At 65.9% G+C, this 13118-nt stretch carries 9 protein-coding genes and 1 pseudogene; 9 read left to right on the forward strand and 1 reads right to left on the reverse strand.

Annotated features, from left to right (window positions below):
- Window positions 1–133: 133 nt before the first annotated feature.
- The 7 genes from CSW63_RS05835 to CSW63_RS05865 all read left to right on the forward strand — a co-directional run bounded on the left by CSW63_RS05835 (window position 134) and on the right by CSW63_RS05865 (window position 8405).
- The gene (locus CSW63_RS05835; protein ID WP_062094258.1) at window positions 134–1042 is read left to right on the forward strand and encodes an ABC transporter permease; all 909 of its coding nucleotides are present in this window, start codon (window positions 134–136) and stop codon (window positions 1040–1042) included.
- 150 nt (window positions 1043–1192) lie between these two features.
- Window positions 1193–2056, forward strand: coding sequence for an ABC transporter permease (locus tag CSW63_RS05840; protein WP_082749366.1), 864 nt, complete (start codon window positions 1193–1195; stop codon window positions 2054–2056).
- Between the two features lie 127 nt (window positions 2057–2183).
- A complete protein-coding gene (locus CSW63_RS05845; RefSeq protein ID WP_082749367.1) occupies window positions 2184–3329 on the forward strand; it encodes an ABC transporter ATP-binding protein in 1146 nt (381 codons plus the stop codon).
- Window positions 3330–3487: 158 nt separating this feature from the next.
- Entirely contained in the window at window positions 3488–4255 is a 768-nt protein-coding gene (locus CSW63_RS05850) for a gamma-glutamyl-gamma-aminobutyrate hydrolase family protein (RefSeq protein WP_062094260.1), read from the forward strand.
- Window positions 4252–5655 carry an aspartate aminotransferase family protein gene (locus CSW63_RS05855; protein ID WP_062094261.1) on the forward strand — a complete coding sequence of 468 codons (1404 nt, stop codon included), beginning with the start codon at window positions 4252–4254 and terminating at the stop codon, window positions 5653–5655. The genes CSW63_RS05850 and CSW63_RS05855 overlap by 4 nt, the downstream gene beginning before the upstream one ends.
- Window positions 5652–7049, forward strand: coding sequence for a glutamine synthetase family protein (locus tag CSW63_RS05860; RefSeq protein WP_062094262.1), 1398 nt, complete (start codon window positions 5652–5654; stop codon window positions 7047–7049). The genes CSW63_RS05855 and CSW63_RS05860 overlap by 4 nt, the downstream gene beginning before the upstream one ends.
- Window positions 7050–7124: 75 nt before the next feature.
- On the forward strand, window positions 7125–8405 hold the full coding sequence (locus CSW63_RS05865) for an FAD-binding oxidoreductase (protein WP_062094263.1): 1281 nt from the start codon (window positions 7125–7127) through the stop codon (window positions 8403–8405).
- Between the two features lie 2 nt (window positions 8406–8407).
- Here CSW63_RS05865 and CSW63_RS23675 read toward each other — a convergent pair.
- Window positions 8408–8470 (reverse strand): annotated as a pseudogene (locus CSW63_RS23675) (hypothetical protein); the annotation flags it as partial.
- A gap of 124 nt (window positions 8471–8594) precedes the next feature.
- Between CSW63_RS23675 and CSW63_RS05870 the strand changes: the two are divergent.
- Together CSW63_RS05870 and CSW63_RS05875 are read left to right on the forward strand one after the other, a co-directional pair.
- Window positions 8595–10613, forward strand: coding sequence for a tetratricopeptide repeat-containing sulfotransferase family protein (locus CSW63_RS05870; protein ID WP_062094264.1), 2019 nt, complete (start codon window positions 8595–8597; stop codon window positions 10611–10613).
- A 130-nt stretch (window positions 10614–10743) separates the two neighbouring features.
- Window positions 10744–13110, forward strand: coding sequence for a TonB-dependent receptor (locus tag CSW63_RS05875; RefSeq protein ID WP_062094265.1), 2367 nt, complete (start codon window positions 10744–10746; stop codon window positions 13108–13110).
- Window positions 13111–13118 lie beyond the last annotated feature (8 nt).

Below are 13118 nucleotides of genomic sequence, written 5' to 3' on the forward strand. Positions count from 1 at the left end.
CCTCCCTCGCGTTGCGGGGGAGGTGGCCCAGAGGGCCGGAGGGGGCAAGTTCGGTCAACCTCCAGCTAGCCCCCTCAGTCGCTCCGCGACAGCTCCCCCGCAGTGCGGGGGAGCATCTTCAAGGACGAGCTCCATGGAACAATCCTGGAAACAGGCGAAAGCCGTGTTCGCCACGGCGCTGGGACCGCCACTGGTGTGGCTGGTGCTGTTCTTCCTCGCGCCCATGGCGATCGTCTGGGCCTACAGTTTCGGCCACAATGTCGGGCTGACCGACATCGCCATCTCGGGCACCTTCCACAACTACGCTCGCGCCATCGAGCCGCTGTACCTGAAGATCTTCCTGAAATCGGTCTGGGTCGCGGGTCTCACGACAGGCCTGTGCCTGGTCATCGGTTTCCCGGTGGCCCTGGCCATCACCTTCGCCTCGGACAAGGCCAAGGCCTGGCTGCTGCTGCTGATCATGCTGCCGTTCTGGACGAACCTCCTGATCCGCACCTACGCCCTGATCGCCGTGCTGCGCACCGAGGGCTTTGTGAACCAGGGCCTCGAATGGCTGTGGAAGGGCGGTGGCGCCCTGGCGACGCTGGTCGGTCTACAGCCCCTGGGCGACTTCCAGCCCCTGGAGCTGCTGCACAACAATTTCGCGGTGATCCTGGGGCTCGTTTACGTGCACCTGCCTTTCATGGTGCTGCCGCTCTATTCGGCGCTGGATCGCCTGGACAAGTCGCTTCTGGAGGCCAGCCTGGACCTCGGCGCCGGGCATCTACGGACGATCTTCAAGGTCGTCGTGCCGCTGGCGATCCCGGGCATCGCCTCGGGGGTGTTGATCACCTTCATTCCGGCCCTGGGCGCCTATCTGACCCCGGACCTGCTGGGCGGTCCCGACAGCCAGATGATCGCCAACATCATCGAACGCCAGTTCAAGCGCGCCAACGACTGGCCGTTCGGTGCGGCCATGTCCTTCTTGCTGATGTACCTGACCTTCATCGCTATCGCGATCCAGGCCGTGCTGAACAAGAAGACGCCGGAGGCCAAGGGATGAGCGCCTTCAATCCGACCTTCCCGGCGAATGCCGGGACCCAGATTCAGCCCAAGCGTTTTGGGTGTTCGCGCTTCTCGATACTGCCCGCTGATCCAGCGTTCGTGTGTTCGATCTGGGCCCCGGCATTCGCCGGGGAAACGGGGGAGGGGAATGCGCATGGCTAAGCGAAGCGCCCCCGGCCCCCTAGAATACCTGCGCCGCTGGCAGATGCAGGCCTGGCTGGCGGCCGTGTTCATCTTCCTCTACGCGCCGCTGATCGCGCTGATGGCGTTCAGCTTCAACGACAGCAAGCGCAACATCGTCTGGAAGGGCTTCACGCTCAAATACTACGAAAAGCTGTTCAATAACTCGGCCTTGCTCGAGGCGTTCGGCAACAGCCTGACGATCGCGGCGGTGTCGACGGTGATCAGCCTGTTCCTGGGCGCGGCGGCGGCGCTGGCGCTCTGGCGGTTCCGCTTCCCCGGCAAGACAGCGATGGACGGGGCGATGGCCCTGCCGATCGTAGTGCCCGAGATCTGCATGGGCGTGGCTATGCTGGTGTTCTTCGCCAAGGTCATGCCCTGGCCCCAGGGGATGCCCTGGCCGTTGAACCTGGGCGCGATCATCATCGCCCACGTGTCATTCTCATTCCCGTTCGTGGCGGTGGTCGTGCGCGCCCGCATGACCAGCTTCAACCGCGAGATGGAGGAGGCCGCCCGTGACCTGGGCGCGGGCGAGTTCCGCACCATCAAGGACGTTATCCTGCCCCACATGGCGCCGTCGCTGGTGGCCGGGGCGCTGCTGGCCTTCACGCTGAGCCTGGACGACTTCGTCATCACCTTCTTCACCGCGGGTCCCGACACGGTGACCTTCCCGGTGAAGGTCTATTCGATGGTCCGCTTCTCAGTGACGCCCGAGGTCAATGCGGCCTCGACCGTCCTGATCGTGCTGACCGTGCTGCTGACCGCAGCGGCGCTGAAACTGCAAGGCAATCCGGCCGCCACGGCGGGTCATGGGGCGGGGGACGGCAAATGAGTGTTTCATCTCCGCCGATCTTCCCGGCGAATGCCGGGACCCAGATTCCGCCTGAGCTTTCGCCCTTCCTGGCTCCTTCCAGCCTTATGATCTGGACCCCGGCATTCGCCGGGGAGGTCGGGATTTTGTGTGTCGGGGGACATCCGCAATGACCGCGCCAAAACCCATCATCACCTTCGAGAACGTCACCAAGCGGTTCGGCAAGCTGGCCGCCGTCGACGACGTGTCGCTGACCGTCAATGAGGGCGAGTTCTTCGCCCTGCTTGGGCCGTCCGGCTGCGGCAAGACCACCCTGTTGCGGATGCTGGCCGGCTTCGAGACGCCGACCGAGGGACGAATCCTGATCGATGGCCAGGACATCTCCAACGTGCCGCCCAACAAGCGGCCGGTGAACATGGTGTTCCAGTCCTACGCCGTGTTCCCGCACATGACCGTGGCCGACAACGTCGCCTACGGCCTGGTGGTCGACAAGGTCGGCAAGGCCGAGCGCGAGGCCCGCGTGGCCGAGGCGCTGGAGTTGGTGCAACTGGGCGGTCTGGGCGAGCGCAAGCCTGATCAGCTTTCGGGGGGGCAACGCCAGCGGGTGGCCTTGGCCCGCGCCCTGGTCAAGCGTCCCCGCGTGCTGCTGCTGGACGAGCCGCTGTCGGCCTTGGACGCCAAGCTGCGCGAACAGATGCGCACCGAACTTTGCACCCTTCAGGAGAAGGTCGGCATTACCTTCATCATGGTCACCCACGACCAGGACGAGGCCCTGGCGCTCGCGACGCGCTGCGCTGTGATGAGCCGGGGCGTGCTGCAGCAGGTGGCCACGCCCAGCGACCTCTACGAGTTTCCCAACAGCCGCTTCGTCGCCGACTTTATCGGTCAGGTGAACCTGTTCGAAGGCGTCTTGGCCGTCGATGAGCCGAGCCATGCGGTGATCAAGTCGCCGGACCTTCCGGTCGACATCTTCCTGGACCACGGCGTCACCGGCCCGCGCGGCGGCACGGTCTGGGCGGCGATCCGTCCCGAGAAGATCGAGCTGCACAAGAAGGAGGGTGACGAGGTCCCGAACCTCGGTGACGCGCCCAAGGGAACGAACGCCGTGCCAGGCGTGATCAAGCACGAGGCCTATCTGGGTGGTTCCTCGACCTACGAGGTCGAGATCGCCGGCGGTCGCCGGATCAAGGTCCAGCGCTCCAACCTGACCCGTTGGGACCAGGAAGACTTCAAGCTGGGCGAGACCGTCTGGCTGTGCTGGCACGCCTGTTCGCCGGCGGTGTTGCTGTCGTGACCCATGTCTAGTCTCAACCCGACCTTCCCGGCGAATGCCGGGACCCAGATTCAGCCTGAGCGTCGATCGACGTCGCGCTCACTTGATGCGCCAGCCCGTCTGAGCTCTGGACCTCCGATCTGGGCCCCGGCATTCGCCGGGGAAATCGGAGGTCTGGGATGACCGCGCGCCCTGTCGCCGGGATCATCTGTTGCACCCGCACGGTCGGGGTCGAGCCGGCCCAGGCAGTGATGAGCCGCTATGTCGACGCGACCATGGCCTATGGCGATGTGGCCGCGCTGTTGATCCCGTCGCTGCCGGGGCGGATGCGCGCGGCCGAGGTCGCTGAACGCCTGGATGGTTTGATGCTGACGGGTAGCCCCTCGAACCTCGATCCGGCCCTCTATGGCGAGGAGATCGGCGACGCGCCGGGCCCGTTCGACGCCGCTCGCGACGGCATGACCGCTGACCTGATCAAGGCGATGCTGGACCTGGGCAAGCCGGTGTTCGGGATCTGCCGGGGCTTTCAGGAAATCAATGTCGCGTTCGGCGGCACGCTGCGGCGGGACATGGCCGCGAGCTCCGACCTGATCGCGCACCACGCGCCAGACGAGGTCGACTTCAACGGCATGTTTGACCACATGCACGATGTCGGCCTGACGCCGGGCGGGGTCCTTGCGCGGGCGTTCGGCGCGGTCGAGGCGGTGGTGAACTCAGTCCACTACCAGGGCGTCGACCGGCTGGGCGAGGGGCTCGCTGTCGAGGCCCGCGCCCCCGACGGCGTGGTCGAAGCCTTCTCCGCCACCGTCAACGGCGCCCCCGTGCTGGCCGTTCAGTGGCACCCCGAATGGAGGCCGGCGCAGAACCGGCAATCGCAGATTTTCTTTGAAATTTTCGGACGCGCCCTCAGAGGCGCGCCGCTCGTCGAGTCAGGAGCCGCCCCATGAACGCCCCCATCCGCAACCACGACATCGCCGAGCTCAAGCGCCTCGACCTGGCTCACCATCTGCCGGCCCAGGCTGATCACAAGGTCATCGCCGAGCTGGGCGGCAGCCGTATCGTGACCCGCGCCGACGGCTGCTACATCACCGACGGCGACGGCCATCGCATCCTCGACGGCATGGCCGGCCTTTGGTGCGTGAACGTCGGTTACGGGCGCAAGGAGCTGGCCGAGGCGGCGTACGAGCAGATGCTGGAGCTGCCGTACTACAACACCTTCTTCAAGACCGCGACGCCGCCGGCCGTGACCCTGGCGGCCAAGATCGCGCAGAAGATGGGCGGCCACCTGACCCACGTCTTCTACAACGCGTCGGGGTCCGAGGCGAACGACACGGTCTTCCGCCTGGTCCGTCACTACTGGAAGCTCAAGGAACAGCCGCAGCGGACGGTCTTCATCAGCCGCTGGAACGCCTATCACGGCTCGACCGTGGCCGGCGTGTCGCTGGGCGGCATGAAGCACATGCATGCGCAGGGCGACTTGCCGATCCCGGGCGTCGAGCATGTGGCCCAGCCCTATTACTTCGGCGAGGGCTTCGGCGAAGACCCCGCCGCCTTCCGCGACCGGTGCGTCAAGGAAATTGAGGACAAGATCCTGGAGGTCGGCCCCGAGAACGTCGCGGCCTTCATCGGCGAACCGGTGCAGGGCGCGGGCGGGGTGATCATCCCTCCCGACGGATACTGGCCCGCCGTCGAGGCCCTCTGCCGCAAATACGGGATCCTCTTGGTCTGCGACGAGGTGATCTGCGGCTTCGGGCGCCTGGGCCAGTGGTTCGGTCACCAGCATTACGGGATCAAGCCGGATCTGATCGCCATGGCAAAGGGCCTGTCGTCCGGCTACCTGCCGATCTCGGCGGTCGGCGTGGCCGACCATATCGTCGCCGAGCTTCGCGAGAAGGGCGGCGACTTCATCCACGGCTTTACCTATTCGGGCCACCCGACCTGCGCGGCCGTGGCGCTGAAGAACATCGAGATCATGGAGCGCGAGGATCTGATCACGCGCACCCGCGAGGACACCGGCCCCTATTTGGCCAAGGCCCTGGCTGGCCTGAACGACCATCCGCTGGTCGGCGAGACCCGATCGCTGGGTCTGATCGGCGCGGTCGAGATCGTCCGCGAAAAGGGGACCAACCATCGCTTCCTCGACAAGGAGGGCGAGGCCGGGCCGATCGTTCGCGACATCTGTATCAAGAACGGCCTGATGGTCCGCGCCATCCGCGACACCATCGTCTGCTGCCCGCCGCTGATCGTCAGCCACGCCGAGATAGACGAACTGGTCGGGATCATCGGCAAGTCCTTGACCGAAGCCGAGCCCATCCTCCGCGCGCTGAAGCCGGAGGCGGCGTCATGAAGCCGAAGCACAACAAGGCCAAGCGCGACCAGATCCTGGATCGCGGCGTCTCGACGATCGAGGAGGCCAAGGACTGGTTCGCGCGCCAGCACATCGAGGAGATCGAGTGCGTGGTGCCCGATCTGGCCGGCGTGGCGCGCGGCAAGATCATGCCGGTGCGCAAGTTCCTCGGCTCGCCGTCGATGAATTTGCCGCTGGCGGTGTTCTACCAGACCATCACCGGCGACTTCCCCGAGTTCGAGGGCGCGGTGAACGCCGTCCAGTCCGACACCGACATCTTCCTGACCCCGGACTTCGCGACCCTGGCCGCCGTGCCCTGGGCGCAGGATCCGACCGCCCAGGTCATCCACGACGCCTTCCACCCCGACGGCCGTCCCGTAGAGGAGGCGCCGCGCCAAGTGCTTCGACGGGTTCTGGCGCTCTATGCCGAAAAGGGCTGGAGCCCCATCGTAGCGCCGGAGATCGAGTTCTATCTCGTCGATCGCAACACCGATCCGGACTATCCGCTGAAGCCGCCGATCGGGCGTTCGGGGCGTCCCGAGACGGGCCGGCAAGGCTACTCGATCAGTGCGGTCAACGAGTTCGACGCGCTGTTCGAGGACATGTACGAATACTCCGAGCGCCAGGGGCTGGAGATCGACACCCTGATCCACGAAAGCGGCGTGGCGCAGATGGAGATCAACCTGCAGCACGGCCATCCGCTGGAACTGGCCGACCAGGTGTTCATGATGAAGCGTACGATCCGCGAGGCGGCGCTGGAGCATGAGATCTACGCCACCTTCATGGCCAAGCCGATGGCCAACGAGCCCGGCAGCGCCATGCACATCCACCAGTCGATCGTCGACAAGAAGGGGCGCAACCTGTTCTCGGACGAGGACGGCGCGGAGTCGGCGCTGTTCCATGGCTTCATCGCCGGCCAGCAGACCTATCTGCCGGCGATCATGGCCATCCTGGCGCCGTACGTGAACAGCTATCGCCGCATCTCGCGCGACAGCGGCGCGCCGGTGAACACCCAGTGGGGCTACGACAACCGCACCTGCGGCCTGCGCGTGCCGCCATCGGGGCCGGCCAACCGCCGGGTCGAGAACCGCATCCCGTCGTCGGACGCCAATCCGTACCTGGCGATCGCCGCGTCGCTGGCGGCTGGCTATCTGGGCATGGTCCAGGGGCTCAAGCCCAGCGAGCCGGTGGCGATCGACGCCGGCGCGCGGGGGATCGAGCTGCCGCGCAGCCTGTCGGACTCGCTACGCCTGTTCGTCGCCTGCCAGCCGCTGGTCGAGATCCTGGGCCCGACCTTCTGCGCCGCCTATGACCGGGTGAAGCAGGCCGAGTACGAAACCTTCATGCGCACCATCAGCCCCTGGGAGCGGGAGTTCCTGCTGCTGAATGTGTGAGCTTGTGATCACCTTCTCCCAGAGGGAGAAGGAGGGACCCGCGCCCAAGGCGTGGGAGGATGAGGGGTTGCAGCGGTGACTGACCAAACCCCTCACCCCTGCCCCTCTCCCTATGGGAGAGGGAATTGGTACGCCGCCACCGCTCCTGAATTCCCGGGCCTTCTGTCGCTTGAGGGCGATGTCCAAACCGAAGTCTGTATCGTCGGCGCAGGCTTCACGGGCCTCGGCGCGGCGATGGCCTTGGGGGAGAAGGCCGTCGTTCTCGAAGCCGACCGCGTCGGCTGCGCCGCTACGGGGCGCAACGGCGGTCAGGTCCATACCGGCCAGCGGCGCGACCAGACGTGGCTGGAGCAAGCCGTCGGGCGCGACGACGCCATGGCCCTGTGGCGGCTGGCCGAGGATGCTCGCGCCCACTTCAAGACCCTGACGGACGTCATTGCCTGCGACTGGCGCCCAGGCATGATCCACGCGCGCCACAAGCCCCACGGCGAGGGCGAGGACGCCGCCTATGTCGCGTTGATGGCCGAGCGTTATGGCTACGACCAGCTGGAGCTCATCGGCGAGGCCGATCTTGCCCATGAGCTGGGGACCGACGTCTATTTCGGCGGCCTCATGGATCGCGGCGGCGGTCACGTCCATCCGCTGAAGCTGGCCCAAGGCATGGCGGCCCGGGCCAGGGCGGCCGGCGCGATGATCTATGAGCGCACCCGCGCCCGGACCTGGCGTCGCGAGGGCGGCAAGATCGTGGTCGAGATCGCGACCGGCCGCGTGACCTGCGACCGGCTGATCCTCAGCGGCGATGGCCAGCTCAACGCCATGGCCGGGACGGCGCAAGCGCGGGTCATGCCGATCAACAACTTCATCGCGGTCACCGCGCCTTTGGGGCGCTTGGCCGACGAGATCATCCGCTCGAACGCGGCCGTCTCGGACAGCCGCTTCGTCGTCAACTATTTCCGCAAGACGCCGGACGGACGGCTCTTGTTTGGAGGCGGCGAGAACTACCGCCCCGGCTTCCCGAGCGACATTGCCGCTCTCGTCCGCAAGAACCTCGCCAAGGTCTATCCGCGCCTGGCGGGGGTCGAGATCACCCACGCCTGGGGCGGAACGCTGGGGATAACGCTCAGCCGCATGCCCTTTGTCAGCGAGATCGCGCCGGGGGTGCGGGTCGCCTCCGGCTATTCGGGGCAAGGTGTGATGCTGGCCCCCTATGTCGGCAAGCTATTGGCGGAGGGGGACGCCCAGGTCTCGGACCTGATGGCGCGTGTCCCGACCCCGCCGTTCCCGGGCGGTCGCTGGCTGCGTTGGCCGCTGACCGTAGCGGGGCTTAGCTGGTACGCGCTGCGGGATCGGTTGTGAGGCTAGCCTGCCTTCCTCCCCCATGGGGGGAGGGGGACCGGCGAACGCCGGTGGAGGGGGCTCCCGCCGCCGCACGCTTGCGCGACCCCCTCCGTCACGCTGCGTATTCGCAGCGCGCCACCTCCCCCTAATGGGGAGGAAGGTTCGTACGCATTGACACCTCCACCCGGACCCCGCTCTCCTGACCGCATGACCATGACGACCGCTCCCGCCGCCAGTCTCGCCGACGCCTTCGCGCACGCCGAGCGGTTGTTGGAGACCGATCCGCGCCTGGCCGCCGAACAGGCGCGGGCGATCCTGGAGGTCGTCCCGCGCCACGCCGACACTACACGCCTGCTGGCCGCCGCCTTGCGCCTGTCCGGCGACGCCGAGGGCGGGCTGGCGACCATCGCGCCGCTGACCCAGGCCCTGCCGAACCTGCCGTTGGCCCAGCTGGAGCTGGCCCTGTGTCTGGAGCGTCTGGGCCGTACCGCCGAGGCCGCGCGCGCCTTTGACCGCGCCAGCGCGCTGGAGCCTCGCCTGTCCGAAGCCTGGCGAGGCCTGTCCGAGAGTCTGGAGCTTCTGGGTGATCGCCAGGGCGCTGAACGCGCGCTGGCCCGTCAGCTCCGCGCCTCGACCCATGACCCGCTGCTGATCGAGGCGGCCACGGCGCTGTCTGAGAATCGGCTGGGCGAGGCCGAACGAGTGCTGCGCGAGCGCCTGAAAGCCGACGCCGGCGACGTCGCAGCGATCCGCATGCTGGCCGAGACCGGCGCGCGCCTGGGACGCTACGCCGACGCCGAGGCGCTGCTGACCCGCTGCGTGGAGCTGGCGCCCAACTTCGCCGCCGCCCGCCACAACCTGGCGACCATGCTCTACCGCCAGAACAAGAACCTCGAGGCCCTGGCGCAGATCGAGATGCTGGTGGCCAAGGACGCGCGTCATCCGGGCTACGCCAACCTTTATGCGGCGATCCTGGCGCGGCTGGGCGAATATGATCGCGCGATCGCCGTCTACGATCAGGTTCTGGCGGACTATCCCAACCAGCCCAAGGGCTGGATGAGCTACGGCCACGCCCTCAAGACGGTAGGCCGCCAGGCCGACAGCGTCGCGGCCTATCGCAAGGCTCTGGATCTGGCCCCGACCCTGGGTGAGGTCTGGTGGAGCCTGGCCAACCTCAAGACCGTCAAGTTCACGGCGGAAGACCTGGCCGCCATGCGCCAGGCGCTGGAGGCCGAGGGGCTTTCGGACGATGACCGTCTGCATCTCCACTACGCCTTGGGCAAGGCGCATGAGGACGCCGAGGCTTGGGACGCGTCGTTCGCCCACTACGCGGCCGGCGCGGCGATCCGGCGCGAACAGCTGGAGTATGATCCGGAGGAAAACACCGCCGACACCGTGCGCACCAAGGCGGTGTTCTCGCCGGCCTTCATCGCGGCGCGGGCGGGGCAGGGCTGTGCGGCGCCCGATCCGATCTTCGTCGTGGGCCTGCCGCGTTCGGGGTCGACGCTGGTGGAGCAGATCCTGGCCAGTCACTCGCTGGTCGAGGGGACGATGGAACTGCCTGACTTGATCGTCATGGCGCGCCGCCTCGGGGGCAAGACCGCCAAGCGCGCCGAGTCGACCTATCCCGAAAGCCTCGCCGATCTGTCGCCCGAAGACCTCAAGGCGTTGGGCGAGGAGTTCATCGAACGCACCCGCATTCAGCGCAAGACCGACAAGCCGTTCTTCATCGACAAGATGCCGAACAACTTCGCGCACACCGGGCTGATCCACCTGATCCTGCCCAACGCCAAGATCATCGACGCGCGGCGCCACCCGCTGGGCTGCTGCTTCTCGGGCTTCAAGCAGCACTTCGCGCGCGGCCAGGCGTTCAGCTACGACCTGACGGACATCGGCCGGTACTATGCCGACTATGTGGACCTGATGGCCCACTTCGACGCGGTCCTGCCGGGGCGGGTGCATCGGGTGATCTACGAGCGGCTGATCGAGGATCCTGAAACGCAGATCCGCGCTTTGCTCGACCACTGCGGCCTGCCATTCGAGGAGGCCTGCCTGTCGCCCCACGAGAATGACCGCGCGGTGCGAACCGCCAGTTCAGAACAGGTCCGCCGTCCGATCTTCAAGGACGCCGTTGAGCACTGGCAGAAATTCGAATCGCATCTGGGACCGCTCAAGCAGTCGCTGGGAGCGGTGCTCAATGCGTACCCAGGTACGCCTGTTATTTGACCATCTGCCCAACACCTCGCCATTTCTGCAACACTCACAGGAATTGACGACAAACCGGAAATTCAAACTTGCCCACCGATTAGGCGCGGGTCGAACATCGTTCCCTCAAAGCCGCAAGGGGAGCGACTGAATGTCGTCGGGATCGGTTCGTCTAAAGAAAGCGGGGGTCTACTCCGCCGCGTTGTTGGCCAGCAGCATGTTGTCGGGCGTCGCCTACGCCCAGGCGCAGTCCAGCCAGAACACCGCGCTTGAGGAGGTGGTGGTCACCGCCCAGAAGCGCAGCGAGAATCTGCAGGACGTGCCGGTCAGCATCCAGGCGCTGGGCGGGGAGAAGCTGGAGCAACTGCAGGTCAGCGCGTTCGGCGACTATGTGAAGTATCTGCCGAGCGTGTCGTTCACCAGCTCGGGTCCTGGCTTCGGTCAGGTCTATATGCGCGGCGTGGCCAGCGGCGGCGACGGCAACCATTCCGGTTCGCTGCCCAGCGTCGGCGTTTATCTGGACGAGCAGCCGGTCACCACCATCCAGGGCGCGCTGGACATCCACGTCTATGACGTCGCCCGGGTCGAGGCCCTGGCCGGTCCGCAAGGCACGCTGTACGGCGCCAGCTCACAGGCCGGTACGCTGCGGATCATCACCAACAAGCCTTCGACGGCCGGCTTCGCCGCCGGCGTCGACGCGGAGTTGAACCAGGTCGCGCACGGCGATACGGGGCATGCGCTGGAAGGCTTCGTGAACATGCCGCTGTCGGACAAGGTCGCGGTTCGTCTCGTCGGCTGGGATGTCCGCGACGGCGGCTATATCGACAACGTGGCGGGCACGCGGACCTATACGCGCGGCGACACCAACCCGGCCAACGACTATACGATCAACAACAAGGCGCGGGTGCGCGACGACTATAACTCCGTCTACACGCAAGGCGGTCGCGCGGCGCTACGCGTCGAGCTGGACGACAACTGGGTCGTCACGCCGCAGGTGATGGGTCAGGTCCAGAAGTCGAACGGCTCGTTCTCCTACGACCCCAAGGTCGGCGACCTTAAGGTCAAGCGCTTCTATCCGGAAAGCGCCAAGGACAAGTGGTACCAGGCGGCGATGACCATCGAGGGCCAGGTGGCCAATCTCGACGTCACCTATTCAGGCTCGTTCCTGAAGCGGAAGACGGAGACGAACTCCGACTACACCGACTATTCCTACTTCTATGATCAGGTCGGCTACGGCTTCTACTGGACCGACAACGCCGGCAACCTGGTCAACCCGTCCCAGTTCATCCAAGGCCTGGACGACTACAAGAAGGAAAGCCACGAAATCCGTATCGCCTCGCCGCAGGATCAAAAGCTGCGGTTCGTGGTCGGCGGCTTCTACCAGAAGCAAACCCACGACATCTTCCAGAACTACCGGATCGCCGACATCGGCAGCAGCATCTCGGTGCCTGGCTATACCGGCACCATCTGGCTGACCAAGCAGCAGCGCGTCGATCGCGACAAGGCGGTGTTCGGTCAGGCCGAATACGACATCACCGACAAGCTGATGCTGACGGCCGGCATCCGCTTCTTCAAGGCGCACAACACGCTGATCGGCTTCTACGGCTATGGAAAGGGCTACGGCTCCACCGGCGAGAAGGCGTGCTTCAAGGCGGCGGTGGTTCCGGGTTCGCCCTGCACCAACCTCGACAAGGGCGTGAAGGAAAGCGGCAACGTTCCCAAGGTGACGCTGACCTACAAGTTCGACGACGCCAAGCTGATCTACGCCACCTATTCCAAGGGCTTCCGCCCGGGCGGCATCAATCGGCGCAGCACCCTGCCGCCTTATCAGGCTGACTACCTGAAGAACTACGAAGCCGGCTGGAAGACCACGTGGCTGAACAACAGCTTCCGCTGGAACGGCGCGGTGTTCATGGAAGACTGGAAGAACTTCCAGTTCTCGATCCTGGGGGCCAACGGCCTGACCGAGATCAAGAACGCCAACCAGGCCCGCATCAAGGGTATTGAAAGCGACATCACCTGGGTTCCGGTCCAGGGTCTGACGATCAATGCGGCGGCGGCCTATACCGACGCCAAGCTCACCGCCAACTACTGCGGCTTCACCGACACCGCCGGCAATCCGGTCACCACCTGCGCGACCCCGCAGGCGCCGGACGGCACCTCGCTGCCCGTGACGCCGAAGTTTAAGGCCAACCTCACGGCCCGGTATGACTTCAGCTGGGGCGATTGGGACAACTACGTGCAGGGCTCGATCGTCGGCCAGAGCGCGAGCTGGACCGACTTGCGGCTTTCCGACCGCGCAGCGTTTGGCAAGCAGAAGGGCTGGGAAACGTTCGACGTTTCGGGTGGCATGGAGAAGGACGGTCTGTCGATCGGACTCTATGTGAAGAACCTGTTCGACAAGCGCGCCAGCCTGGACCGAAACGCCCAGTGCGCAACGAGCGTCTGCGGAACGCAGTACTACATCACGCCGAACCAGCCCCGTACCCTTGGGGTCAAGGTGGGCAAGGCGTTCTAGCCTGTTGT

It is taken from the genome of Caulobacter sp. FWC26 (genome assembly GCF_002742645.2).
Lineage (GTDB): Bacteria > Pseudomonadota > Alphaproteobacteria > Caulobacterales > Caulobacteraceae > Caulobacter.